General features: G+C 65.5%; 17 protein-coding genes. 11 read left to right on the top strand and 6 right to left on the bottom strand.

The genetic code is table 11. The annotated features are described in order from the left end of the window. Positions 1–573 carry a hypothetical protein gene (locus tag AQ619_RS03660; protein WP_166504135.1) on the top strand — a complete coding sequence of 191 codons (573 nt, stop codon included), beginning with the start codon at positions 1–3 and terminating at the stop codon, positions 571–573. Between the two features lie 114 nt (positions 574–687). Continuing rightward, positions 688–1,563, top strand: coding sequence for a glutathione-dependent disulfide-bond oxidoreductase (gene yghU, locus AQ619_RS03655; RefSeq protein WP_062144394.1), 876 nt, complete (start codon positions 688–690; stop codon positions 1,561–1,563). Between the two features lie 22 nt (positions 1,564–1,585). Here the strand turns inward: yghU and corA are convergent, their stop codons facing one another. Together corA and AQ619_RS03645 are read right to left on the bottom strand one after the other, a co-directional pair. Next, positions 1,586–2,554: a magnesium/cobalt transporter CorA gene (gene corA / locus AQ619_RS03650; protein ID WP_062144391.1), complete on the bottom strand. Its 969-nt coding sequence runs from the start codon at positions 2,552–2,554 to the stop codon at positions 1,586–1,588. A 91-nt stretch (positions 2,555–2,645) separates the two neighbouring features. Then, positions 2,646–4,835 carry a TonB-dependent receptor domain-containing protein gene (locus AQ619_RS03645; RefSeq protein WP_236849529.1) on the bottom strand — a complete coding sequence of 730 codons (2,190 nt, stop codon included), beginning with the start codon at positions 4,833–4,835 and terminating at the stop codon, positions 2,646–2,648. 342 nt (positions 4,836–5,177) lie between these two features. Between AQ619_RS03645 and AQ619_RS03640 the strand changes: the two genes are divergently transcribed. The 3 genes from AQ619_RS03640 to AQ619_RS03630 all read left to right on the top strand — a co-directional run bounded on the left by AQ619_RS03640 (position 5,178) and on the right by AQ619_RS03630 (position 9,435). After that, positions 5,178–6,614, top strand: a complete 1,437-nt coding sequence (locus AQ619_RS03640; RefSeq protein WP_062144383.1) for a sugar porter family MFS transporter — start codon at positions 5,178–5,180, stop codon at positions 6,612–6,614. A 230-nt stretch (positions 6,615–6,844) separates the two neighbouring features. Further along, positions 6,845–8,467, top strand: coding sequence for a family 43 glycosylhydrolase (locus AQ619_RS03635; RefSeq protein WP_062144379.1), 1,623 nt, complete (start codon positions 6,845–6,847; stop codon positions 8,465–8,467). 74 nt (positions 8,468–8,541) lie between these two features. Beyond that, positions 8,542–9,435, top strand: a complete 894-nt coding sequence (locus tag AQ619_RS03630) for a rhamnogalacturonan acetylesterase (protein ID WP_062144376.1) — start codon at positions 8,542–8,544, stop codon at positions 9,433–9,435. A gap of 54 nt (positions 9,436–9,489) precedes the next feature. On the opposite strand, the gene AQ619_RS03625 is transcribed toward AQ619_RS03630, so the two are convergent. Beyond that, entirely contained in the window at positions 9,490–10,311 is an 822-nt protein-coding gene (locus AQ619_RS03625; protein ID WP_062144374.1) for a flagellin, read from the bottom strand. Positions 10,312–10,979: 668 nt separating this feature from the next. Between AQ619_RS03625 and AQ619_RS03615 the strand changes: the two genes are divergently transcribed. Continuing rightward, complete coding sequence (locus tag AQ619_RS03615) at positions 10,980–12,002, top strand: ROK family protein (RefSeq protein ID WP_084745746.1); 1,023 nt, start codon at positions 10,980–10,982, stop codon at positions 12,000–12,002. A 58-nt stretch (positions 12,003–12,060) separates the two neighbouring features. Then, complete coding sequence (locus AQ619_RS03610; protein WP_084745744.1) at positions 12,061–15,501, top strand: glycosyl hydrolase 2 galactose-binding domain-containing protein; 3,441 nt, start codon at positions 12,061–12,063, stop codon at positions 15,499–15,501. Here the strand turns inward: AQ619_RS03610 and AQ619_RS03605 are convergent, their stop codons facing one another. Next, positions 15,502–16,692 carry an ROK family transcriptional regulator gene (locus AQ619_RS03605; RefSeq protein WP_062151248.1) on the bottom strand — a complete coding sequence of 397 codons (1,191 nt, stop codon included), beginning with the start codon at positions 16,690–16,692 and terminating at the stop codon, positions 15,502–15,504. Positions 16,693–17,100: 408 nt separating this feature from the next. Between AQ619_RS03605 and AQ619_RS03600 the strand changes: the two genes are divergently transcribed. Then, a complete protein-coding gene (locus AQ619_RS03600; RefSeq protein WP_062144366.1) occupies positions 17,101–19,989 on the top strand; it encodes a TonB-dependent receptor in 2,889 nt (962 codons plus the stop codon). 135 nt (positions 19,990–20,124) lie between these two features. After that, the gene (locus AQ619_RS03595; protein WP_236849528.1) at positions 20,125–21,633 is read left to right on the top strand and encodes a tryptophan halogenase family protein; all 1,509 of its coding nucleotides are present in this window, start codon (positions 20,125–20,127) and stop codon (positions 21,631–21,633) included. A gap of 15 nt (positions 21,634–21,648) precedes the next feature. Here the strand turns inward: AQ619_RS03595 and AQ619_RS03590 are convergent, their stop codons facing one another. Then, a complete protein-coding gene (locus AQ619_RS03590) occupies positions 21,649–23,685 on the bottom strand; it encodes a putative bifunctional diguanylate cyclase/phosphodiesterase (RefSeq protein ID WP_084745742.1) in 2,037 nt (678 codons plus the stop codon). A gap of 103 nt (positions 23,686–23,788) precedes the next feature. Next, complete coding sequence (locus AQ619_RS03585; protein WP_062144363.1) at positions 23,789–24,286, bottom strand: winged helix-turn-helix transcriptional regulator; 498 nt, start codon at positions 24,284–24,286, stop codon at positions 23,789–23,791. A 223-nt stretch (positions 24,287–24,509) separates the two neighbouring features. Between AQ619_RS03585 and AQ619_RS03580 the strand changes: the two genes are divergently transcribed. Further along, a complete protein-coding gene (locus tag AQ619_RS03580; protein ID WP_062144360.1) occupies positions 24,510–25,700 on the top strand; it encodes an acetyl-CoA C-acyltransferase in 1,191 nt (396 codons plus the stop codon). 11 nt (positions 25,701–25,711) lie between these two features. Then, positions 25,712–25,981 carry a GNAT family N-acetyltransferase gene (locus AQ619_RS03575; protein WP_062144356.1) on the top strand — a complete coding sequence of 90 codons (270 nt, stop codon included), beginning with the start codon at positions 25,712–25,714 and terminating at the stop codon, positions 25,979–25,981.

Here is a 25,981-nt window from a genome sequence, read left to right as displayed (position 1 = left end):
GTGGAAATCAAGGAATACTTTCTCGGCCTTCTGGCCATCATCACCGGCCTGGCGATCAGCGACATGGTCGTCAGCGTTCACGCCCTGTTGCGGCGCTTTGGCCGCACGCGCTGGGACTGGCTGCCCATGGCGGCCGCCAGTCTGGTCTTTGTGGTGATCGTCCGGAGCTGGTGGATTGCCTGGTACACCGACTGGACCAACACGCCGCTCTGGCAATTCCTGCTGATCCTGATCCAGCTGATCTGCATGTTCCTGGCGGCAAAGGCTGTCCTGCCGGACGAGGGTGAAGCCCTCGACCTGGACATGATGGAGCACTACCGATCCTCGAACCGCTATGTCTGGAGCGCCCTGATCGGCATGATCCTCGCCTTTGCGGCGGCCGCCATCCTCAACCGGCTGGGCAGCGCCGAGCGCATGGTCGCATGGTTCTTCGAATGGGGCTGGGAACTGCCGATCTACTGCGTCCCCCTGATCCTGCTCATTGCCGTGCAGCGCATGATCCTGCACCGGGTCATCGTCCCGACCCTGCTGATCGCCTGGCTGGTTCTGAACGGTGGGTCGATCATGCAATGAGGCCGCGCCGCCTCGCGATCAAATTGCAACCCCCTCTGGCGCAGAACGCCGCAAGCCGCCACATTGAACCCTAGCCAGGCCCGCCGCAGCGCGGGATCGCCCTCAGGAGCCCCCATGTCCGACACCCCCGCCTATGTGCCGCCCAAGGTCTGGACCTGGAACAAGGAAAATGGCGGCCGCTTCGCCGCGATCAATCGCCCGATCGCCGGTCCGACCCAGGACAAGCCCCTGCAGATCGGCAAGCATCCGCTGCAGCTCTACTCCCTGGGCACGCCCAATGGCGTCAAGGTGACGATCATGCTCGAGGAACTGCTGGCCCTGGGCCATGCTGGCGCCGAGTATGATGCCTGGCTGATCAATATCGGCGCGGGCGACCAGTTCGGCAGCGGCTTCGTCGACGCCAATCCCAATTCCAAGATCCCGGCCCTGGTCGACCACAGCGGCGAGACCCCGATCCGGATCTTCGAATCCGGGGCCATCCTGATGCACCTGGCGGAAAAGTTCGGGGCCTTCCTGCCGACCGAGCCGGCGGCGCGGGCCGAGTGCCTGTCGTGGCTGTTCTGGCAGATGGGCAGCGCGCCCTTCCTCGGCGGCGGCTTTGGCCACTTCTACGCCTATGCCCCGGTGAAGATCGAATATGCCATCGACCGTTATGCCATGGAGGTCAAACGCCAGATGGACGTTCTGGACCGCCGGCTGGCCGAAACGACCTATGTGGCCGGCGAGGACTATACCATCGCCGACATGGCCATCTGGCCCTGGTACGGCGGCATGGCCAAGGGCGTACTGTATGAGGCCGGCGAGTTCCTGTCGGTGCAGGACTACAAGCACGTCCAGCGCTGGGCCGACCTGCTGGCCGAACGCCCGGCCGTCAAGCGCGGCCGGATGGTCAATCGCGTCTTTGGTGAGCCCTCCAGCCAACTGCCGGAACGCCATGACGCCAGCGACTTCGAGCTGCGGACGGCCGACAAGCTCAATCCGGCGACCTGATCCCGGGGTACAGACCTGCTCTTCAAAGCCACCTGGCGCGCTTGAAGCGCCAGTAGAGCAGCAGGCAGACCCCGACGATCACGCCGAGCGCGACGGGATAGCCGTAGGTCCAGCTCAGCTCGGGCATGTGCTCGAAGTTCATGCCATAGATGCCGGCAATGGCGGTCGGGACAGCCAGCATGGCGGCCCAGGCCGCCAGCTGGCGGGTGATCACGCCCTGGCGCTGCTGCTCCAGCAGGGAGCTGACCTCAAACACCGAGGTCAGCACGTCGCGCAGGCCTTCAACCAGGGAGGCCACCCTAGCAATGTGGTCGCGCACGTCGCGGAAATAGGGTTTCACCTCGGCATCGATGCACGGCATCTCGTGGTGTTCCAGCTCGCTGGCCACCTGTTCCATGGGGCCGAGCAGCTTGCGGAACCGCATCAGTTCGCGCCGCAGGGTGAAGATCCGGGCCACCTCATTGCGGCTGAGGAAGGCGTCCAGGGCCCGCCGTTCCATCTCGGCCATCTCGTCGTCGATCGCATCGACGATCGGCAGATAGCCGTCGACGATGAAGTCGAGCACGGCATGCAGGACATAGTCACCGCCATGGGCCAGCAGCCGGGGCGTCGCCTCCAGATGTTGGCGCAGCTCGGTATGGGCCCGGGCCGAGCCGTGCCGCACGGTGATCAGGTGATTGGGGCCCACGAAGATGTCGGTCTCGCCGTACTCGATACGGCCCTCGACCAGCTGGGCGGTCTTGGCGACGACGAACAGCTCGTCGCCATAGAGATTCACCTTGGGCATCTGACGGGCGTGAAGGGCGTCCTCGACCGCCAAGGGATGGAGGCCAAACACCTTCTGCAAGGTCACGAGCTCGGCCGCTTCCGGCTCGACCAGACCGATCCAGACGAACTCGCCGTCGCGCGGGACGAGATCCTCCGGGGTGTCGAGTCTTAGCTCGCGCGACCTCAGTCCGTCCACATAGGCGATGGCCGCAACGACGCTCATGCACGCTCCCGCACCTGTCTTGAGGGTCGCCCTATGGCATGGAACCGGGCGGCGTCACAGTCGCGCCGCCCGGTTCCATGCCGACAGGTCCCTACCCGCCGACCGGCGTTGCTCCGGTATCAAAATCGAAGCCCTGCGGGCGCGGCCTGCCGCCGCCGAAATTGTAGGTCAGGCCAAAGAACAGCGCCCGGATACGCGGCAAGCGTTCGGTGCGGTCACGCAGGGTAGGCGTGTCCGTGATCACTGCGTCGCGGAAGGTATCCAGGGCGTCCTGGGCGGTCACCACGAACGACAGCTTGTCGCTGACCTTGCGGCGGTAGCCCAGGTTCAGCATCTGCACGGGTTCGCGATGGCCCTGGGGCGTCAGGCGCTTGCCCGAGGTGAAGCCACTGATCTGGACGAAGTCCGCCGGTGTGACCTGCCAGTTCAGACTGCCGCGGCCCGAGACCGCCGTGCCCGAGCGCGTCCTGGCAAAGCCGAGATTGGCCGCGTCGATCTCGTTCCAGAACAGGTTGCCGCTGAGGCTGTAGGTGAGCGTGGAGGTCAGGCGACCATTGGCCACGAGCTCCAGGCCGCCATTGCGGCTTTCGCCGAGGTTTTCCTTGGTGGTCAGCAACACGCCGCCGCCCAGGTCGCGCACGACATCGGTGACGCCCTTGGTGCTCTGCCGGTAATAGGCCGTCGCCAGGTAGTAGGCCTGACCCTTGCGGTACTGCCAGCCCAGCTCATAGGAGTCGGTGACCTGGGGCTTGAGGTCGGGGTTGCCGGCCCGGAAGTTGAACGGGTCCTGATAGACCCGGTAGGGATTGAGGTCCTGGGCCTGGGGGCGCTGAACCCGGCGGCTGAAATTGGCTCTCAGCTGCTGGTCATCGCTGAGCGAGTAGCTGACGAACAGCGACGGATAGGCGCGCAGATAGTCATTGCTGTTCTTCAGCCGGCTGGTGATCTGGTCGGTGTCGATCTGCACCTGCTCGACCCGCAGACCGCCCTGCACCGTCACGTCGCCGAACGGCCGCTCGAGCGTGACATAGCCCGCATAGACGCTCTGATCATAGACGAAGCGGTTGGTGCGGCTGGGATCCACCGTCAGCCCACCGGGGGTGGGGCCCCGCGCGCCGCGATTGTCATAGTCGTTGCTTTGGCCAAGATCGAGGTCGAACCCGGTCTTCAGCTTGGCGTTGCCCCCCAGAGGGCGGGAATAGTCCAGAGCGACATTGGTCTGGGACTGATCGATGGAGAAGGACGAGGTTTCGTACTCGTCGGCCGTGAAACTGTTGTCGGTAAAGGCACGCAGGTCACGCCCGCTGTTGGTGACCTCATATCCGACCGAGGCGACCAGTTCATGCTCCGAGCCCTTGAACTGGCGGCGCCAGGTGGCCTTGGCCTCGGCATTGTCCCGATCCATCTTGAAGTTCGACGCACGTTGGTAGCTGCGGTTGACGATCCCCGCAGCGGTCTTGCCCTGGAAGGTCTCGGTGCTGTCCATGTCCATGGCCATGCCGCGATAGCGGAGCTCGCCACTGACCCGGGTCTTGGCGTCGAGGTCGTAGTCAAGATTCCCGCGCAGGTTCAGCGAGTCGCCGTCCCCTTCCGCCAGGCTCTTCTGAATGCTTTCCAGCCAGGGGGCCGTGGCGAGGGCGCGGGTCGCACGCTCGCTGCTGGAGCGGAACTTCTGCGCGTCATGCCGATAGCCGACATCGCCCGACAGGCTAAGCTTGTCCTGGTTGAAGGACCCGCTGACCCCGCCGTTGTAGCGACCGTCGCTGCTGGCATTGAGGCGCACCGAGCCATTGCCGCCGGCCTTGCGCGTCTTCTTGGTCACCAGGTTGATGATCCCGGCCGTGCCATCCGGACGGAAGGCGGCCGAGGGGTTGGTCATCACCTCGACCCGGTCGATCTGGTCGGCGGGCAGTTGCTGCAGGGCATCGGCCTTGCCGTCGCCGCTGAACATGCCCGACGGCTTGCCGTCGATCAGGATGGTGACATTGGCATCGCCGCGCAGGCTGATATTGCCCTGAACATCGACCTCGACCGAGGGGATGTTGCGCAGGGCATCGGCGATGGATCCGGTGCGGGCCGACAGGTCATTGGCGACGCTGTAGCTGCGGCGGTCGATCGAGGTGCGCATGGCCGTGGCATCGCTGGTCACGGTCACGCCCTCGACGGCGGTGGCGGCTTCAGGCTTGGCCGGTGGACGGACCCCCGGGCTGGCGGGGGCCTGGGCCAGGGCCGTACCAGGCAGGACGAGCGCAGCGGCGGCGGCGAGGAGCTTAGTGTTCAAGCGCAAGGCAAAATCCCATTTGGCCCGCCGTCGCGGACGCGCCGGTGCAGGACGCCCGGCTAAAGCCTGAGCTTCAAATGGTAGCAAATGTCTTTTCGGCAATGTTTCGCTTCTGCGGGTTTATGCGGCGCCCCGGACACAACCGCCCACGCCAAGACCCGCGCCTTCGGTACGCCGGACAAACGCACTAGGCTGACCCTTCGTCAGCGCGAGTCGCGGTCGGTGTGATCCCATGCCGCCGCTTGCGTGCTGATACCGGTAACACTAAGGTCGCCGGCAAGGAGCGCTTCATTAAGGCCGCTCCGGGGTTGAACACGGCCCTCGGGCCACGGGGAGGAAACAATGGCTTCAGTAACCAGCGCGGGCCCGAGCCCGGGCATGAGCGCCGATGGCGGCAAGGTCAACATGACCTTCATCGCCGCGATCGTGGCCGTCGCCACGATCGGCGGCTTCATGTTCGGCTACGACAGCGGCGTCATCAACGGCACCCAGGAGGGTCTGGAAAGCGCCTTCAATCTCAGCAAGCTGGGCACGGGCCTGAATGTCGGTGCCATCCTGATCGGCTGCGCCATCGGTGCCTTTGCCGCCGGCCGCCTCGCCGACGTCTGGGGTCGCCGCACGGTGATGCTGATTTCGGCCCTGCTGTTTCTGGTCAGCGCGATCGGCACCGGCGCGGCTGATACCTCGCTGGTCTTCATCGCCTTCCGCCTGATCGGCGGCCTGGGCGTCGGCGCGGCCAGCGTGCTGTGCCCGGTCTATATCTCGGAAGTGACCCCGGCCAATATCCGTGGACGCCTCTCGTCCGTGCAGCAGATCATGATCATCACCGGCCTGACCGGCGCGTTCGTGGCCAACTATGTGCTGGCCCATACCGCCGGCAGCTCGACCGCCGAGTTCTGGCTCGGCTTCCCGGCCTGGCGCTGGATGTTCTGGATGCAAGTCATCCCGGCCGCGATCTTCTTCTTCAGCCTGCTCTCGATCCCGGAAAGCCCGCGCTATCTGGTGGCCAAGGGCAAGGAGGCCGAGGCCTCGAAAATCCTGTCGCGCCTGTTCGGCGAAGGCCAGGGCGACCGCAAGGTGGCCGAGATCCGCGCCTCCCTGTCGGCTGACCGCAAGCCGACCTTCTCGGACCTGCTGGACCCCGCCACCCGGAAGATCCGCGCGATCGTCTGGGCCGGCCTGGTCCTGGCCGTGTTCCAGCAGCTGGTCGGCATCAATATCGTCTTCTACTACGGGTCGGTGCTCTGGCAGTCGGTCGGCTTCACCGAGGACGACAGCCTGAAGATCAACATCCTGTCGGGCACCCTGTCGATCGTGGCCTGCCTGGCCGCCATCGCCCTGATCGACAAGATCGGCCGCAAGCCCCTGCTGCTGATCGGCTCGGCGGGCATGGCCGTGACCCTTGGTGTCCTGACCTGGTGCTTCTCGACCGCCACCACGGTGGATGGGTCGCTGCAGCTGGCGGACAATGTCGGCCTGATCGCCCTGGTCGCGGCCAATGCCTATGTGGTGTTCTTCAACCTCAGCTGGGGCCCGGTCATGTGGGTCATGCTGGGCGAGATGTTCCCCAACCAGATGCGCGGCTCGGCCCTGGCCGTCGCCGGCTTCGCCCAGTGGATCGCCAACTTCGCCATCTCGGTCAGCTTTCCGGCCCTGGCCGCCCTCAGCCTGCCCCTGACCTACGGCTTCTATGCGGTCAGCGCCGTGGTCTCGTTCTTCCTGGTCCAGAAGCTGATCAAGGAAACCCGCGGCACCGAGCTGGAAGACATGGTGGGGTAACCCACCACCCTGCGGGGGCGAGCCCCACACTGAACGCCCGGAGGCCCCGCTTCCGGGCGTTTTTCTATGGTCGCCACCTTCACTGCCCAGTCCAGCCATGACAGCGTTATCGGCAAATCTCGCTGATGACACCGGTAGACAAGACGAGATTCCTGCCGCCTAGTGACCGGTAACACCGCCAGCGCGGCCTTAGTTCGCGCAGCCCTGTAGAGCTTGGGAAGGATACGCCGATGGTTCAGATCAGCCGCCGGGGAGCGCTGGGCTCCCTCCTGACCGGAGCCGCCGTCAGCGCCGTTCCCGCTGCCGGCCAGGCTGCCCAGATGGGCACTCTGCCCGGTCCAGCCCCTGCAGGTGTGCCGACCTGGGCCCGCGGCATAGAGGGCCAGCGCAAGGCCGATCTGGGTAACGGGACCTTCCTCAACCCGATCCTGGCCGGCGACCGGCCCGATCCGTCGATCCTAAAGGACGGAGACAACTACTACATGACCCACAGCTCGTTCGACGCCTATCCGGGCCTGCTGATCTGGCACAGCCGCGACCTGGTGAACTGGACCCCGGTGGTGGCCAGCCTGAAGGCCAATATCGGCTCGGTCTGGGCCCCGGAAATCTGCAAGCACCAGGGCCGCTACTACATCTACATTCCGGCCAAGTTTCCGGGCAACAACACCAGCTATGTGATTTGGGCCGACCGGATCGAGGGGCCGTGGTCAGAGCCGATCGACCTGAAACTGCCCCGCTATATCGATCCCGGCCATGTGGTCGACGAGCAGGGCGTGCGCTGGCTGTTCCTGTCGGGCGGCGACCGCATCCAGCTGGCTCCCGACGGCCTGTCGACCGTCGGCAAGCCCGAGCACGTCTATGATCCGTGGCGCTATCCCGACGACTGGGACGTCGAGGGCTTCTCGCCCGAAGGCCCCAAGGTGATGAAGAAGGGCGACTACTACTACCTGGTCACCGCCGTGGGCGGCACCGCCGGCCCGCCGACCGGCCACATGGTCATCGTCGCCCGCGCCAAATCCCTGGCAGGGCCCTGGGAAGACCATCCGCGCAACCCGCTGGTCCGGACCGTCGACAATGCCGAGAAATGGTGGTCGCGCGGCCACGCCACCCTGGTCGAGGGCCCCGGCGGCGACTGGTGGACCGTCTATCACGGCTATGAAAACGGCTTTTATACCCTGGGCCGCCAGACCCTGCTGGCTCCGGTCACCTGGACGAAGGACGGCTGGTTCGACATCGGCGGCGGCGATCTGGCCAAGCCCATGCGCAAGCCAAAAGGCGGCAAGCCTGGCCCGCACGGCATGGCCCTGTCAGACGACTTCACCACCGACAAGCTGGGCGTGCAGTGGAACTTCTTCGACCCCAAACCGGGCGAGGCCGACCGCATCAGCCGCAAGGACGGCGTCCTGACCCTGAAGGGCGCAGGCGAGGCCCCCAGCAGCGGCTCGCCCCTGATCTTCGTCAATGGCGACCAGGCCTATGAGATCGAGTGCGAGATCGAGATCGAGCCCGAAACCCGCGCCGGCCTGATCCTGTTCTATGACCGCCAGCTCTATTGCGGCCTGGGGTTCGACGCCAAGAACTTCGTCACCCACCAGTACGGCATCGAGCGCGGTCGCCCGGCCAATCCGCATGGCGCCAAGATGCTGATGCGGCTGCGCAATACCCGCCACATCGTCAGCTTCCACACCAGCGGAGACGGCGGAACGACCTGGAAACGGTTTGACCGGGGCATGGAGGTCAGCGGCTACCACCATAATGTGCGCGGCGGTTTCCTGATGCTCAAACCCGGCCTGTACGCCGCCGGCAAGGGCTCGGCGCGGTTCCGGAACTTCCGGTATCGCGCGCTGGATTGAGAGCCCGGGTGAAGTCCGCAACCGCTCTGGATGAATCTGGGTCCCGGCCGTCACCGGGAAGATGGAGGTTTGGAATGATCCTGAAAGCCCTGGCCCTGACCACAGGGCTGTTGGCCGCCGCATCGGCCACTCAGGCCCAGACAACGGCCGGGATCGATCCCCCCGTCTTCAAGGCCGCCAAGATCGTGCTGATCGGCGACTCCACGACCGCTGTGCAAAGTGGTTGGGGCGGCAGCTTCTGTGCGCGGCACGTGACCTCGGTGATCGGCTGCATCAACCTGGCGCGCGGGGGCCGTTCCAGCGGCAGCTACAGGGCCGAAGGCTCCTGGGCCCTCGCCCTGCACGAGATCCGCTCCGGGGGGTTTGCGGACACCTATGTGCTGATCCAGTTCGGTCACAATGATCAGCCCGGCAAGCCCGGACGATCCACGGACCTGGCCACCGAGTTTCCGGCCAATCTCAAGCGCTATGTCGAGGACGTCCGCGCGGCGGGCGGCCAGCCGGTGCTGGTCACGCCCCTGACCCGTCGCCAGTTCAAGGATGGCAAGCTGCTCGACGACCTGGGGCCCTGGGCGCAGGCTATCCGAGAGGTGGCTGCTACCCTGAACGTGCCGCTGATCGATCTGCATGCCCAGAGCTTCGCCTCCGTCCAGGCCATGGGCCCTGTCGCGGCCCTGGACCTGGCTCAGGTCCCGCCGCCGGTCGCCGTGGTCGAGGCGGCGCGCAGTGGTACGACGATCAGCGTCAAGGCCTATGAGCCGGTGGTCCCCGGAACCGCTCCGCCTCCACCTGCCCCCCCTGCTCCACCTGCCCCGCCGCCGACCGCTGCCGACGAACCCATGGGCACGCCCAAGCTCGCCTTCGACTATACCCATCTGGGCCCGGCAGGGGCCGATCAGGTCTCGGCCGAAGTGGCAAAGGCCCTGGCCGGGCTGTTTCCGGCGCTCCGCCGCAACCTGCTGCCCTGAACGAAAAAGGGCGGGTCCGAGGACCCGCCCTTTCCGTCTCTTATCCGCTTGTCTTTAGCGGAACAGGCTCAGGATCGAGGACGATGCCTGGTTGGCAATCGACAGCGCCTGCACGCCCAGCTGCTGCTTGGTTTGCAGCGACTGCAGCTTGGCGCTTTCCTTGGCCAGGTCAGCATCAACCAGATTGCCCACACCGGCGTCGAGGCTGTCTTGCAGCTTGCCGACGAAGGTCAGGTGGGTGTCCAGGCCGACCGAGCTGGTGCCCAGCGAGGCCAGCTTGTTGGTCGCCGTCTGCAGGGCCGTGGTCACCGTGGCGATCATGGTCTTGGCAGCGGTAGCGTCAGCGAAGGTCGAGGTGGTCGTCAGGCCGATACCGGCCAGCGAGAGGGTCTTGGCGTTGATGGTGAAGCCCGAGCCGTCCTGGTTGGCCAGGAAGGTCAGCTTGGTGGTGGTGCCATCAGCGATGCTGACGCCATTGAACTTGGCGTTCGTGGCGGCCTTGGTCACCTGATCGCGCAGGGACTCAAAGTCCGACTTCAGAGCGTTGAAGCTGGCGGTGTTGAGCGAGGTGTCGGAAGCGGCCAGGGCCTTTTCCTTCATCTTGCCCAGCAGGTCGGTGATCGTGTCGCCGGCGGCCAGGGCCACATCGATGGTCGACTGACCGCGTTGCAGCGAGTCCTTCACCGAGTTCAGCGAGGAGGCCATCGAAGACTGGTTCTTGGCCGTAGCCCAGATCGCGCCATTGTCCTTGGCGCTGCCCACCTTCTTGCCGGTGTTGATGCGCTGCTGGACGTTCGACAGTTCCGAGTTGGTGGTGTTCAGGTTTTGCAGAGCGATAAGCGCGCCGCTGTTCGTGTTGATGCTATTCAGCGCCATTGCGAATGGTTCCTATTCGAGGAGATCCGACGTCATTTTGACTGCCGGTGGGCTTTTGCCTGCCTGCAGTTTTTGCGCCATGCAGTTTATGCCGTATGAACCGTGATGGTTAACGGGCACGAATTGAGTACCGAAAACGACGACGCTGCTGAATTCTGAAAAACACACCTCAAGTATTTCGAAAATTTCTGGCGGAACCCGCGCGCCTATTTCTCAAGTCATAAGGTGTCGTGCGGCAGATTAACGCGGGCGCTCACCAGCTTGTCTAGACCTTGGGGCACTGGTCTGATCCATCACAGGATCTAGCGGGCGAGGCACCGGGCTGTGACATTTTGGCCCGCCGGTCTCAATTCAGGATTGTTTTCAGCGTCCAGCCAAGACCCTTGACGAGGTCTTCGTGGTCCGCGTCCGGATCGATTGTTTCCCTGGACCAGGACTTCAACGGCACGCCGAGGTCGCGCTGTTCGCGGACACCATGACCCGGAGTCCCCTTACCGCCTCCGCCCCGCCCGAACTCGATGACGTCACCCGGTCGCCAAGACCTCTGCCCGATCGCAGCGGCGAGGGCATGATGCTTCACGGGTTGAACAGGTCCTCCTCGATGCGGGCACAAAGAATAATAAAACAAATTGTTTTTATATATGCGGCGTGTTTTGACTAAGCCCAAAATGTCGAGGAGCGAAACGGTGGATGGGGAGAGCACGGCCGCACGCGGCGTCGGGCCGGACAGTCGTGGCCTACGCATCGGCGTAGACCTCGGGGGCACCAAGATCGAAGTCGCCGCCCTCGCCCCCGACGGCCGCTATCTTTCGCGTCTGCGTGCCCCAACGCCGGACCGCTATGACAGCGCTATCAGATCTATCCGGGACCTCGTTGTCGAAACGGAGGCCGCTGTGGGATCGCCCGGCTCCGTCGGCGTTGGCGCACCCGGTTCGATCTCGCCGAGCTCGGGACGGGTCCGCAATGCCAACACCCTCTGGCTCAATAATCGCACGCCGAGCCAGGATCTGGCGGAGGCCCTTGGCCGTCCAATCCGCATGGCCAATGACGCCAACTGCATGGCCCTGTCGGAGGTGGTCGATGGCGCGGCTGCCGGGGCCAGGACAGCCTTCGCGGTGATCCTGGGAACGGGTTGCGGCGGTGGACTGGTGGTCGATGGACGCCTGATCGAAGGCTCCAACGGGATCGGCGGCGAATGGGGCCACCTGCCCCTGCCCTGGGCCGCTGCCGACGAGACCCCTGGCCCCGAATGCTGGTGCGGACGACGAGGGTGCCTGGAAACCTGGGTGTCCGGATCCGGCCTCCGGCGCGCTTATGAGGCCCGTACCGGCCGAACCCTGAAGGGTGAGGAGATTGTCGCCGCCGCCGAGGCGGGTGAGGCCGAGGCCATGGAGGCCCTGGACCGCCTGTTCGACCGTCTGGGCCGTGGCCTGGCGGTTATCTGCGACATTCTCGATCCGGAGATCTTTGTCTTTGGCGGCGGGCTTTCGCGGGTGGAGTCACTCTATCAGCGCCTGCCCGGCCTAATCGCGCCGCACGTCTTTTCCGATCTCTGGAGCGCGAAGCTGGCCCCCGCGCACTGGGGCGACGCCTCCGGCGTGCGGGGGGCCGCGATGCTCTGGTCACAGCCCGACTGGGGCCTCAGCCCGCCGGTTGCGGGCATCCCCGAACTGGCCGCGGGCCTGGCCTGAACAACAAAAAGCAGCCGGGCGGGCAAGGCACCGCCGGCGCAGGGAGGAAGACACGATCATGGGCAAGCTCTCAAGATTTGCGCGCGCCACAGCGCTGACGGCGTCGGTCATCATCGCCTCGTCAACAGCCGGTCAGGCCCGGCAGGCGGTCGGACCATTCAATGTGACCTTCCCGGCCGGGGGCGACGAAATTGCCCGCGACCTTCCCGGAGTCGCGCCGGACAAGGTCCTGCCGGCCCAAGCGGCCTGGACGCTCAGCGCCTGGGTAAGGCCATCGGAACGGCCCGGAACGCCGGCCCTGATCGCCGGGGTCGGCGATCCCGTGGGCAAGGGCCGCTACCTGATGATCGACGCCGCCGGCCTGGGTGTGACCAGCGGCGGACAGACCGTGCGGGCGGATGTAGCCTGGACCCCGGGCCAATGGCGTCAGGTTGTGGCGGTCTTTGCCGAGGGCACAATGCGCCTGTTTATAGACGGCAAGCCGGTCGCAACGGGAACCCTGCCGGGTGATGCCGTTAAGGCCCGCCTGCGCCTGGCTCCGCGCAAGGTGCCCGGCTTCTCGCCCTATGCCGGCCATCTGGCGGGCTTCCGCTATGACGGAACGGCCCGGACGCCGGACGCGATCGCGTCCATGGCCGCCTCACCGCCCGACGATGCCCTGACGGTGTTCGACACCGGCAGCCCGACCTGGCCCGTCCAGGTGAAACAGATGTACGGCCAGGTCGCGCCACAGGACCCCTGGACCCTGCCCAACAGCCTGGCACCAAAGCCCACCCCTGTGGCCAAGCCTGCCTATGCCGGCCCCGCCCTGGTCTCCGACAGTCCTGGCCTGTGGACCCTGAAGCGCTGGTCGTTGATCGACGCGCCCAGCGTGGCGGCCGGCGGCGCGGCGATTTCGACGCCGGACTTCGACGCCGCCGCCTGGCGGGCGGCCACCGTGCCGGGCACCGTTCTGACGACCCTGGTCGATCGTGGCGTCTATGCCGATCCCGATCATGGTCTCAACAACACCCTGATCCCCGAAAGCCTGAACAAGCAGGACTACTGGTACCGCTCGGCCTTCGACGCCCCGTCGGACCTGTCCGGCAAGCGGCTCCTCCTGACCTTCAAGGGCATCAACTATGCCGGCGAGGTCTGGCTGAATGGCCAGAGGCTGGGGTCAACCAAGGGGGCCTTCATCCGCGGGCAGTTCGATGTGACCGGTGCCCTGGTCTCCGGCAAGGCCAACGTGCTGGCCGTCAGGGTGTCTCCGCCGCCCCATCCCGGCATTGCCCATGAAGAATCCCTGACGGCAGGGGTCGGCGAGAACGGCGGCATGATGGCCCTGGACGGCCCGACCTTCGTCGCCTCCGAAGGGTGGGACTGGATCCCCAGCGTCCGGGATCGCAACACCGGCATCTGGCAGGACGTCACCCTGCGCGCGACCGGCCCGGCCCGGCTTGGCGACGCCCAGGTCATCACGACCCTGCCCAAGCCAGACAATAGCCAGGCCGATGTCGAGATCACCGTCCCGGTCGAGAACCTGAGCGACCAGGCCACCCAGATCACCGTCACCGCGACCTTTGACGATGTGCGCGTGGCCAAGACCGTACTCGCCGCGCCCGGCCTGACCGAGGTCCTCTTCAAACCGGCAGACTTTCCGGCCTTGTCAGTCCGGAATCCCAAGCTGTGGTGGCCCAACGGCTATGGTGATCCGGCCCTACACGCCCTGACCCTGACCGCCAGCGCGGAGGGACAGCACTCGGACAGGAAAACCCTGCGCTTTGGCATGCGCCAGATCACCTATGACCTGTCGCTGATGAACCCCGGCGGACAGCTGCGACGGGTGGAGGTGGACTTCGCCAAGGCCCGGCAACTGGGTCAGAAGGTCACCGACGGCAGCCACGAGGGCATCCGCAAGGTGCCTGATGGCTGGGCCACGTCACTGACCGCCGAAGGCGACCGGTCCCCGGCAGTGCGCGACGTCCCGGAAACCGGCCTGTCGCCCCATCTGGTGATCAAGGTCAACGGCCGGCGGATCGCGGCCCGCGGCGGCAACTGGGGCATGGACGACTGGCGCAAGCGGGTCGAGCGCGAACGGCTGGAACCTTACTTCCGGCTGCACAGGGAGGCTCACCTCAACGTCATCCGGAACTGGGTCGGCCAGAACACCGAAGAGGTGTTCTACGATCTGGCGGACGAGTACGGCCTGCTGATCCTCAATGACTTCTGGGCCTCGACCCAGGACTATCAGCTTGAGCCACAGGATGTTCCGCTGTTCCTGGCCAACGCGGCCGACGTCATCAAGCGGTTCCGCAACCACCCTTCGATCGCCCTGTGGTTCGGCCGTAACGAAGGCGTCCCGCAGCCGATCCTCAATGAGGGACTGGAAGCCCTCGTCCACGATCTGGACGGCACCCGCTGGTACACGGGCAGCTCCAATCGGGTGAACCTGCAGAACAGCGGCCCCTACAATTATCGCGAGCCAGACACCTATTTCAGCGAGCACGCCAAGGGCTTTTCAGTGGAGGTCGGTACGCCGTCCTTCCCGACGCTGGAGGCCTTCAAGGCCGCAGTCCCGCAAGAGGATCTCTGGCCGATCAGCGACAGCTGGGCCTATCACGACTGGCATCCGACCGGGAACGGCGCGGTCAAGAGCTTCCAGGACGCCATGGCCGCCAAGCTCGGCCCTGCGACCAGCCTTGAGGACTTCGAGCGCAAAGCCCAGCTGATGAACTACGAGACCCACCGGGCGATGTTCGAAGGGATGAATGCCGAGCTGTGGACCAAATCGTCCGGACGGCTGCTGTGGATGACCCACGCCGCCTGGCCGAGCACCATGTGGCAGATCTACAGCCATGACTACGACACCCACGGTTCCTTCTATGGGGTGAAGAAGGCCGCCGAGACCGTCCATATCCAGATGAGCCTGGCCGACCACCGCCTGGCCCTGGTCAATAATGGCGCGATCAATCTCGTCAACGCCAGGACGCGGGTCAGGGTGTTTGCCCTCGACGGTCGCCTGCTGTCGGACCATGTCGTCATCCTGTCCGCCGGGGCAGACAGCGTCAGCGTCGGCAAGGCCCTGGAGCTTAAGGCCACCCTGGCCACCGAGGGTGCGGTCATCGTCCGCCTCGACCTTGCCTCGGCCCAAGGCCAGGCCCTGGCCAACAATGCCTACTGGATCGCAGGAGACGCCGCAGGGTCGCGCAAGCTCTCGGCCATGCCTTCCCAAGCAGTGTCGTTGAAGATCCGCCGCCGCGTCGAGGGTGCCGAGGCCGTGGCCGTCGCCGAGGTGACCAATACCAGCCCCGCCCCCGTCCTGAATCTGAAACTCACCCTGAAGACCAGCGACGGACGAGCGGTTCTGCCGGCCTATTACAGCGACAACTACCTGACCCTCGCGCCCGGGGAGCGGCGCACCGTCGAGGTCCGTTATCCGGTCAGGGCGGCGAACGACAAACTTGATCTGGCCTTGCGGGGCTGGAACGTCACGCCGACTTCGGCCTCACTGCCGTGATCAGGGCGTGGCGACCTTCCGCAGGGTCGCGCGCGAAGGCAGGAGTTGATCGATAATCGGCAGGATGGCCGCGCCAATGGCGGGGCCATCCGCCGAGGTCGCCGCCCGCCGCGCCTTGGCCATGGCGGGGATACCGGTCAGCGCATCCAGCCGACTGTTGAGTGCCGCCGCGAGCCGGTCGACGATCTCGGCCGGTAGCCGTCCGCCCAGATAGACCGCCTCGGGATTGATCAGGCAGCTGATATTGACCATGGGGTCGATCAGGGCGTCGGCCGCGCTTTCAATCCACGCGCCAATGAGCGCCTGCCCCTGAGCCGGCAGGTCGAGCAGAGCGCCGGGATCCACCACCGAAAAGCCCCCGGCCTCAAGGCGCGCAAAGAGGGCCGACATCGAAACCACCGACTGCACTGACGCCCCTGCAGGCGCATTGCGCATGGGCAGAAAGCCCAGTTCGCCGCTGCGACCATCGTCACCGCGGAAGTGTTCGCCCTCGATCACCATGCCGCCGCCCAGACCGGCGGCGATCAGGATGTAGAAAAAGCTCGGCTTGCGTAGGCCATGGCCAAACTGCAGCTCGGCCAGGGCGGCGGCGGCGGCATCGTTTTCGACAAACACCGGAGGACCGCCAGGCAGGGCAAACAGGCTGGCCGGTTCAAGGGTATTCCAGGCCTCGAAACTGGCCGGCCGATTGGGCAGGGCGACCTTGCCGAAATCATCCGGCAAGGCGACGCCGACCCCGAGCAGGCGGTCAGGATAGGGCAAGGCCGCCAGCAGGCCCCGACCGCCGTCACCGGCCCAGAATCGCGACACGTCCTCCGGCAGGGGGAAGGCGATTTCCTGGCTGGCCCGGGCGCGAACCTCTCCGGCAAAATCCACCAGGGTGGCGGTGATATGGTCGCGGTCGATGTGAACCCCGATCGCGAAACACCCCTCCGGATTGGCGACCAGGGTCATGGCAGGCTGTCCACGCCCGCCATAGAGCCGGCCGGCCTCGCTCACCAATCCCAGGTCCATGAGACGTTTTGTGATGTTGGCCACTGCGGGAGGGGTCAGGCCCGTGACTTCGGCCAGATCAATCCGGGTGACCGGTCCACGGGCGCGGATGGCTTGCAGGGTCACACGTTGGTTGTGGTCGCCGGCCCGCTCCAGATTGGTGCCTGAGAAACTTGCCCCGACACTTCGCCGCCGCATGGTTCGGCCTGGGGCGATCTGACTGACCAAGTTACGACGTCTCCCGCAAATCCACCCGGCGACCCTGTCCCCGGAACGTTTGGCCGGACAGATCCGAGTCAGACCAATTAAAACAACTTGCAATAAGAATTTGAACAATGCTATTTGGCTTTTGCTGACAGCGCTGTCTCCATCAATAGACAGCGCTGCCTTTGGGCCACGCGGCTCAAGTCACCGGCTCCGAAGAGATGCCGGGATCAGCAGAGGGAGGGTGCGTCAGGCATCCCAACAGCAAGCGTGGTTCCACCCTGAGGGCATCCCTCAGGGCGTGCGGCTCCACGCGTCAACTAGGCAGAGGGGTACAAGGTCTTGAAAAACTCATTCAACAGGTCCCGGGCGACACTGCTCACGGCGACATCGGCTCTAGCCATGATCACGGCAGGCCACGCCTATGCGCAGCAGGCCCCCGCTCCGGCCTCGACCGAGGTCGACGCCGTCGTGGTGACCGGCTTCCGGGCGTCGCTGGCCAATGCGCTGAACGTCAAGAAGAACTCCAACCTGATCATCGAGTCGGTCACCGCCGAGGACATGGGCAAGTTCCCCGACCAGAACATCTCGGAGTCGCTGCAGCGCCTGCCCGGCGTTCAGATCGACCGGGAAAATGGCCAGGGTACCAAGGTCCGCATCCGCGGCCTCGACCAGAACGTCACCCTGCTGAACGGCGACACCTTCCTGTCCGGCCTTGAAGCCTTCCGTCTCGGCGAAGGCAACGCCAAGCAGACCAACTCCCTGGAAGGCATCCCGTCCGATCTGCTGGCCGGTGTGGACGTCATCAAGTCGCCCCGTGCCGACGTGATCGAAGGCGGCCTTGGCGGTACGGTCAACCTGAAGACCCGCAACGCACTCGACCTGCGCAATGACACCACCCTCTCGGCCGACCTGCGCTACAATCAGGGCTCCTTCAAGGGCAAGGCCAAGCCCCAGGTCTCGGTCGTTCTGGGCCACAAGTTCAGCGACAATTTCGGCCTGCTCGGCAGCTTCTCGTGGGATCAGACCAATGTCGATACCGAGATCCTGAGCGGCGAGAACCGTGGCAACTGGGCCTTCAAGTCGCGCAACACGGCGAACGGCAACACCCAGGTGGCCTCCGGCACCGCCAATGTCTGGTCGCCCGAATATCGCTACACCAACAACCGCCATCAGGAGCGTGAACGGACAGCCTTCTCGCTGAACGCCGACCTGCGCGTCTCTGACTCGCTGTCGGTCCAGGCCGACTGGTTCCACTCGGATCTGAAGATCTTTACCGGCGAGCACTCGCTGAAGTGGGCCTACGCCAACGAAAACGCGACCTACAATACCCAGGGCCTGGTCATCAACGACGGCATCCTGCAGTCGGGCAATGTCACGGCCAACTCGTCGGAAGGTGACACCTTCGCCAAGGACGCCGAAGCCAAGACCGACAACTTCCAGGTTGTGGCCAACTGGGACAATGGCGGCCCTCTGACCGGCAAGGTCCGCGCTGCAGTGTCCAAGTCGGACTACGCCTCGAACTCCGGCCAGGTCGACACGCGCTACACGCAGTACGGTGTGCGCAACGGCCTCAGCGGTTTCGCGCCCAATGCCACTGCTCCGCTGGTCGCGACCTACGGCTTCACCAACGGCGCCTATCCCACCTTCACGCCTTCGGCGGCGCTGGCGACGGCGATGGCGACACCGACCTCGGTGTTCTTCAAGTCGCACTGGGCCTTCGGTGACAAGACCGAGATCAAGGACACGGCGCTCACCGGCGACTTCAAGTACACGCCGAGCTTCGCCGAAGAGGCCGGCCTGGTCTTTAGCTTCGGAGCTCGCTACTCCGACCGCAAGATCGACTCGACCTATGGCCGCTATCTCGCCGACTACTCGGCCAAGGGCGAACTGCCGGCGACGGCCCAGGGCACGACCGTGGGCGGCACCTTCGTGGACTGGACGCCGCTCGGCTACTTCCAGGACGGTGCCATCGGCCTCAAGAAGTGCGACATCGCCACCTTTGGCTGCTCGCGCTTCGGCAACTCGCCGGCCGTCATCACGCCTTACCAGACGGCAGCGACCAATCCGTCGCGTGCGGTCACGGCCAACGTCAACGGCGTTACGGCGATCTTCCAGGACTACGGCCAGATGAAGAATCCGGTCGACTGGATCCAGTCGCTCTACCCCTCGACCAAGTTCGGCTTCTACAAGGACCCCATCGAGTCCTTCAAGATCAGCGACAAGACCACATCGTCCTATGCCATGGCCGACCTGGGCGACGCGGACGACGCCTATCACATCAATGCCGGCGTCCGGATCGTTCACACCAAGCTGGTCATCGAAGCTTCCAACACGCCGGTCACGCCACTGTGGTGGGGCACCGACAGCTGGAACGGCGTTCTCAAGAACCCAGACGCCTCGCGTACGGTTCGTGAATACACCGACGTCCTGCCCAGCCTGTCGGGCGTGTTCGAGATCAATGACACCGACAAGGTCCGCGCCAGCGCGGCCCGCGTGGTCTCGTCCCAGAACCTGTTCGACCTCGGCCAGGGCGCTTCGTACAACTTCACGCGCTCGTCCAACCCCGGCCCGAACCTGGACAAGTTCCTCTACACCAACGGCAGCGGCGGCAATCCGAACCTCGACCCCTTCCGGGCCTCGCAGTTCGACGTCGCCTATGAGCGCTACTTCGGTCCCCAGGGCCTGATCTCGGGCGGCTTCTTCTACAAGACCGTGGACTCGTTCATCGTCTCCAACACCTACAGCGTCTCGGTGAAGGACCAGTCGGTGGCGGGCAGCTCGGTCGGGCCGTTCTCATCGGTGGTCAACGGCCAGGGCGGCACCATCAAGGGTGTTGAACTCCAGGCTCAGTACGCCTTCGACTTCGGGTTCGGCTTCACGGCCAACTATACCTACTCGGACTCCAAGTCGCCCTACAGCAACGACTACTCCAAGAGCCTGCCGATCCCGGGCGTGTCCAAGTCGGCCTTCAACGTGCAGGGCTATTATGAAGCCGGTCCGTTCTCGTCGCGCCTCTCCTATGCCTGGCGTGACAAGGCCTATCTGGGCAACTTCGGCTTCGGTTCGGGCAACGACGTCCACACCCTGGGGATCTACAACAAGGCCTATGGCCAGCTGGATGGCCAGGTCGCCTTTGAGGTGACCCCGGCCCTCAAGCTCACCCTGGAAGGGTCGAACCTGACCAAGCAGGACGCCGAAACCTACCTGCAGTTCCCGGGCCTGCCGTTCCGCTTTGTCGGCGGCGACCGTCGCGTCTCGATCGGCGCCCGGTTCAAGCTCGGACTGTAACCTGTACTGACGGAGGGCTTTGGTCTCCCCCACCCTCCGTTTAAACTTCACCGGGGCCGCCTTCCTGCGAGGCGGTCCCGGACTTGTGTCCGGCGCGTGGCCGATCATGATCGCCAGCGCCTGAGGAGCTAGCCCGTGATCAATCCCCAGACCGACAACCTGCCAGGTGCCATCACCATTCTGGGCGGCGGCACGGCCGGCTGGATGGCGGCGGCCCTGCTGGCCCGCGCCCTGGGCCGGCGCTGCGCGATTACCCTCGTCGAGTCCGCCGAGATCGGCACGGTGGGAGTCGGCGAAGCCACCATTCCGCCCATTCGCGGCTTCAACCAGACCCTGGGCCTGAACGAGGCCGAGTTCGTCCGCGAAACCAAGGGTACCTACAAGCTGGGGATCGAGTTCCGCGGCTGGACCCGGCCCGGCGAAGCCTACTTCCATCCTTTCGGCGTCTATGGGACCGCCCCCGACCCCGGCTATTTCCATCAGTACTGGCTGAAGCTGTCAGGCTTGGGCAAGGCGGGCGCACTGGAAGACTATTCGCTCTGCGCCCAGGCCGCACGGCGGGGCCGCTTTGGCCAACAGAGCCAGGATCCGCGCTCGCCCCTGTCGACCTTCGGCTCGGCCTTTCACTTCGATGCCGGCCTCTATGCCCGATATCTGAGGACCTATGCCGAGCGCCTGGGCGTCAACCGCATCGAAGGCAAGGTCGTCAGCGTCGATCAGCGCGGCGAGGACGGCTTCATCGAGGCCCTGAGGCTGGACGGCGACCGCCGCGTCGCCGGTGACTTCTTCATCGACTGCTCTGGCTTTCGCGGCCTGCTGATCGAGGAGGCCCTGAAGACCGGCTACGAGGACTGGTCTCACTGGCTGCCCTGCGATCGGGCCATGGCCATGCCCTGCACGCGCGAGGGCGAGCCGTCGCCCTTTACGCGGTCAACGGCCCAGGCCGGCGGCTGGATCTGGAACATTCCGCTGCAGCACCGCGACGGCAATGGCTATGTCTATTCCAGCCGCTACATCGACGACGACACGGCCGAGGCGACCCTGCGCGCCAGCCTGGGCGGAACCGTTCTGGCCGAACCCAACCGCCTGAGGTTCGTTACCGGACGGCGCAGGAAGGCCTGGAACAAGAATGTGCTGAGCCTGGGCCTGGCCAGCGGCTTCATCGAGCCCCTGGAATCGACCAGCATCCACATGATCCAGGCCGGGCTTCTGAAGTTCCTTTCGGCCTTTCCCGGCAAGGCCTGGGATCCGGTCCAGGCCGACGACTACAACGACCGCATCCAGCTCGATTTCGAGCGCATCCGCGATTTCATTGTCCTTCACTATCACGCCAACCAGAGGGACGAACCGCTTTGGCGGGACCGGCGGGAGATGGTCCTGCCCGAAACCCTGACCCGCCGACTGGCCCTGTTCCGGGCCTGCGGTCGGCTCTCCCAGCATCCCGAGGAGATGTTCACGGCCACCAGCTGGCAGGCGGTCCTCGAGGGCCAGGGCATACGTCCCCGCACCTACGACCCGCTCGTGGACCTGCATGATATCGACCGTGTGGCCACGGAGTTCGAACAGATCCGTCGCGAGCTCCGCCAGACTGCCGAGGCCATGTCGCCCCACGCCGCCGCCTTGCCGGGACTGGTTTCAGCCTAGGGCGCGTCGAGCGCCCTAGCCCAGACCCTGCAGGCCGTCCTCGTCGAACCAGAGGCGCGCGGCGCGCTGGGCGGCGGTCGGGCGCACGCCATTGTGGGCGATCGCGATGGCGGCCTCCTCCGACAGATAGGTCGCGACGCTGGAGGCCGGCATCGGTCGGGCAAAATGATAGCCCTGCATGACCACCCCGCCCAGGGACATGACCTTGTCCAGCTGGTCCTCGGTCTCCACGCCCTCGACGACACAGTCGATCCGCAGGTTGCGGCAAAGCTGCAGCACGGTCTTGACGATATCCTCGCTGGCGGCGTGGTGATCGATGTCGGCAATGAAGCTGGCGTCAATCTTCAGCTTGTCCAGCGGCAGCAGTCGGACATGGCTAAGGCTGGAATGGCCGGTGCCAAAGTCATCCAGGGCCGTGCGGACCCCCAGGGCATGGAAGGTCATCAGGGCGGCGCGCGCCTGGTCGAAATCACAGACAATCGCCGTTTCGGTGATCTCGAAATCGATGCGGTGCGGGGCGACCTGGCTCTCCTGCACGATGTCGACAAGGCGAGCGACCGACTCCATCGAGGCGATGTCACGGGCCGACAGATTGATCGAAACCCGCATGTCCATCGGCCAGCTGCGGACCGCGCTGAGGGCCTTGGCCACCAGGATCCGGGTAATCTCGACGATCTGACCCGAGCGCTCGGCCGCATCGATGAAGACGCCCGGCGGCACATCGCCCAGTTCCGGGCTCGACCAGCGGGCCAGGGCTTCGAAGGCGACCGTGCGCTTGGCACTGGTGTCGACGATGGGCTGGAAATGGATGTGCAGTTCTGACTCGAGATTGGCCCGGCGAAGCGCCTGTTCGACGCGGCTCAGTTCGCGGATGTCTGCCTCGTGACGCTCGTCGAAGACGACGGCCGTGCCCTTGAGGTTCTGCTTGGCGTGATAGAGGGCGTAGTCGGCCCGTTCGAACAACTGCTCGCTGGTCTGGCCTCCGGCCGGGAAGGCGCAGAATCCGACCGAGCCGCCGACCTGGGCGGTGACCCCCGGCAGGCGATACGGCGCGCGCAGCAGGTCACAGAGATCGCGTCCGAGTGCCCGAACGGCGTCCGGCGTCAGATGGGCATCGATGATCAGGCCGAATTCGTCGCCGCCGAGCCGGGCCGCGAAAAGCGGGGGCGCGCCGAAGGCCTCCAGACGCCGACCGACCTCGGTCAACAGTCGATCGCCCGTGGCATGGCCAAAGGCGTCATTGATCGGCTTGAAACCGTCCAGGTCGATGACCCCGACCAGCAGACTGCGGTCATAGCGGCGGGCCCGGGCCACATGGGCGTCCAGCTCGGCGAAGAACCGCCGGCGATTGGGCAGGCCGGTCAGGCTGTCGAGATTGGCCAGACGGTCATTTTCATCGCTCAACTGTTGGGCCTGAGCAGCCTTTTCGATCAGGGCGCTGCGCGACGCCACCAGGTCGGAGAACTCGCGATAGTGAATCAACAGGATCACGATCATCACGGCCGCGACCACGACCACATTGACCGAGATGGCGGCAAACACCGGCTTGCCGCTCAGGCCGAAGAACAGGGCCATGGGCCCCAGGACAACCAGGGTGACCACGAGAGCGGCCGCGCGCAGGTGCATCAGGGAAAAGATGCAGGCGATCACGGTGATGGCCATGTAGAAGGCCACATGGCTCTGCTGATAGGCGTCGCCATAGGGATAGAGCGACAGCGACCAGGCGCTGAAGCAAACCGATAGCCCCCCGGCAGCCACGACCGTCCCGCGCAGCATCTTGCCGGCCCGGGCGGCGTCAAAGCCGTGGTGGCGCAGGCGCATCCAGCCGACCATGCGCCAGACGCAGATCAGGGTCAGGCAGATCGGGCCACCGACTGTCAGGCTGAGCGGCGCGGACTTGAAATGGGTGGCGGCCAGGGCGAAAGCATTGACCAGCAGCACCAGGTACATCATCGGCACCTGGCGGGTGAAGGCCGCCGCCTGGGCCATCAGCAGGTCCGGACGGTCCTGACGGACCGAGAAGATACGCGCGATAGTCTTGACGGTCGCCATCAATGCCTGCCCCCGGACTGCCGATCAGGATGCAGGACAAGCCCTGAATATTCGGTAAGCCCGGGGCCAGACGTCGCATGCGACAAATTGGCCCAAGCCTGGGCTATTCGGCGGCGACCTTTACGGCCTCCAGGGCCTCGCCGACGGTCTGGGACGTATCGTGGACGACCCGCTTCAGGTCCGCGCTGTCGATCACCTCGCCACAGGCCTCACAGGCTATCCGGGGATGGAAATCATGGCCGCAAGTCTTGTGCACGAAGTGCACCGGACCATTACCCAGGCCATAGACATGCTGATCGCCCCATTCGGCCATGGTCAGCAGCACGGGACTGAGATCGCGCCCCTTGGCGGTCAGAACATATTCCTGACGAGGCGGCCGCTCGGAATAGCGCTGCGCCTCCATCACCCCGTGGGCGACCAGGCTCTTCAACCGCGAGGCCAGCACGTTGCGGGCGACGCCCAGCCGTTCCTGCCATTGCTCGAAGCGCTTCACGCCGCCGAACGCATCGCGCAGGATCAGGAGGGTCCAGGGATCGCCCACGACCTCAAGGGTGGCGGCGATGCTGCAGCGTTCGTTGGTGTAGTCGGCGGTGCGGCCCATGATCCGAAGGTGCGGCGTTCCTTCGGGGAATGCAAGAGAGCGTTGCGTTTGAGGATGAACGGCGGTAGGTTTTTTATCACAACTGACTACCTCGGTTGCCCCCTTGGAGGCGAGGATCGCCGATCCGTTTCCGACCTCGCCTCCCCTTTCTGCAATTCACTTGCGCGCCACAGGCATCACAGGGTCTATTCCGCCCCGAAATTCTCAAATCCGGAGACCATCCATGTCCCAGGCCGTCGATCCCGTCGTCATCGTCTCGTTCGCCCGCACCCCGATGGGCGGCTTTCAGGGCGCACTTGGCGGGGTCAAGGCGACCGAGCTGGGCGCGGCCGCGGTGAAGGCGGCCATTGAGCGGGCCGGGGTGTCGGGCGATCTGGTCGAGCAGATCTTCATGGGCTGCGTCCTGCCGGCCGGCCTCGGCCAGGCCCCTGCCCGCCAGGCGGCCGTCGGCGCGGGCCTGCCGCTGTCGGTCGAGGCCACCACGGTCAACAAGATGTGCGGCAGCGGCATGCAGGCGGCGATCATGGCCCATGACGCCCTGGCCGCCGGCAGCGCCGACCTGATCGTGGCCGGCGGCATGGAGAGCATGACCGGCGCGCCCTACCTGCTGTCCAAACACCGGGCCGGGGCCCGCATCGGTCACGACCAGATGTGGGACTCCATGTATCTGGACGGTCTCGAGGACGCCTATACGCCGGGCAAGCTGATGGGGGCCTTTGCCGAGGACTCCGCTGCCACCTATCAGTTCAGCCGCGAGGCCATGGACGACTATGCGACCCGGGGCCTGATGAAGGCCAAGGCCGCCATCGAGGGCGGGGCCTTCAAGGCCGAGATCACCCCGGTCACGGTCACCACCCGCAAGGGCACCGAGGTAGTCGAGCAGGACGAGCAGCCCCTGAAGGCCGATCCCGCCAAGATCCCGACCCTGCGCCCGGCCTTCAGCCGCGACGGCGGCATTACGGCCGCCAACTCCAGTTCGATCAGTGACGGTGCCGCTGCCCTGGTCATGACCCGCCAGAGCGTGGCCGACCGCCTGGGCCTGAAGGTCGTCGCCCGCGTCGCCGCCCACGCCGCCCACGCCCATGAGCCCGGCCTGTTCACCACCGCCCCGGTTCCGGCCATGCGCAAGGCGCTGAAGAAGGCAGGCTGGGAGGTTTCCGATGTCGACCTCTGGGAGGTCAATGAAGCCTTCGCCGTGGTCGCCATGATCGCCCAGCAGGAGCTGGGCTTTTCCGCCGACAGGCTGAACGTCAATGGCGGGGCCTGCGCCCTGGGCCATCCGATCGGCGCCTCGGGCGCGCGGATCCTCTGCACCCTGATCAGCGCCCTGCAGGCGCGGGGTGGCAGGAAGGGCATGGCGTCCCTGTGCATCGGCGGTGGCGAGGCCACGGCCATGGCGATCGAGCTGGTTTAGGTCCCGCTGTCATGACCGACGCCTTCCGCGACAACACGACCCGGGCCCGTTTCGAGCTCGAGACCGAAGGCCTGCTGTCCTTTGCCGACTATCGCCGCGAGCCCGGTCGCCTCGTCATCCCCCATGTCGAGAGCGACCCGGCCCTGCGCGGCCAAGGCGCAGCCGGCCGCCTGATGGCCCAGATCGCCGAAGTCGCCCGCGCCGAGGACTGCAAGATCGTCCCGATCTGCTCCTACGCGGCGGCCTGGCTGAAGCGGAACGATCCAGGGCTGATCGGCTAA

Origin of the sequence: Caulobacter henricii (assembly GCF_001414055.1) — a bacterium.
GTDB classification, from domain to species: Bacteria; Pseudomonadota; Alphaproteobacteria; order Caulobacterales; family Caulobacteraceae; genus Caulobacter; species Caulobacter henricii.
This window is presented reverse-complemented; position numbering and strand designations above follow the sequence as displayed.

Coding starts and splice junctions, on each gene's coding strand:
- yghU (WP_062144394.1), top strand. CDS start 688: ATGTCCGACACCCCCGCCTATGTGCCGCCCAAGGTCTGGACCTGGAAC.
- corA (WP_062144391.1), bottom strand. CDS start 2,554: ATGAGCGTCGTTGCGGCCATCGCCTATGTGGACGGACTGAGGTCGCGC.
- AQ619_RS03640 (WP_062144383.1), top strand. CDS start 5,178: ATGGCTTCAGTAACCAGCGCGGGCCCGAGCCCGGGCATGAGCGCCGAT.
- AQ619_RS03635 (WP_062144379.1), top strand. CDS start 6,845: ATGGTTCAGATCAGCCGCCGGGGAGCGCTGGGCTCCCTCCTGACCGGA.
- AQ619_RS03630 (WP_062144376.1), top strand. CDS start 8,542: ATGATCCTGAAAGCCCTGGCCCTGACCACAGGGCTGTTGGCCGCCGCA.
- AQ619_RS03625 (WP_062144374.1), bottom strand. CDS start 10,311: ATGGCGCTGAATAGCATCAACACGAACAGCGGCGCGCTTATCGCTCTG.
- AQ619_RS03615 (WP_084745746.1), top strand. CDS start 10,980: ATGTCGAGGAGCGAAACGGTGGATGGGGAGAGCACGGCCGCACGCGGC.
- AQ619_RS03610 (WP_084745744.1), top strand. CDS start 12,061: ATGGGCAAGCTCTCAAGATTTGCGCGCGCCACAGCGCTGACGGCGTCG.
- AQ619_RS03605 (WP_062151248.1), bottom strand. CDS start 16,692: ATGCGGCGGCGAAGTGTCGGGGCAAGTTTCTCAGGCACCAATCTGGAG.
- AQ619_RS03600 (WP_062144366.1), top strand. CDS start 17,101: ATGATCACGGCAGGCCACGCCTATGCGCAGCAGGCCCCCGCTCCGGCC.
- AQ619_RS03590 (WP_084745742.1), bottom strand. CDS start 23,685: ATGGCGACCGTCAAGACTATCGCGCGTATCTTCTCGGTCCGTCAGGAC.
- AQ619_RS03585 (WP_062144363.1), bottom strand. CDS start 24,286: ATGGGCCGCACCGCCGACTACACCAACGAACGCTGCAGCATCGCCGCC.
- AQ619_RS03580 (WP_062144360.1), top strand. CDS start 24,510: ATGTCCCAGGCCGTCGATCCCGTCGTCATCGTCTCGTTCGCCCGCACC.
- AQ619_RS03575 (WP_062144356.1), top strand. CDS start 25,712: ATGACCGACGCCTTCCGCGACAACACGACCCGGGCCCGTTTCGAGCTC.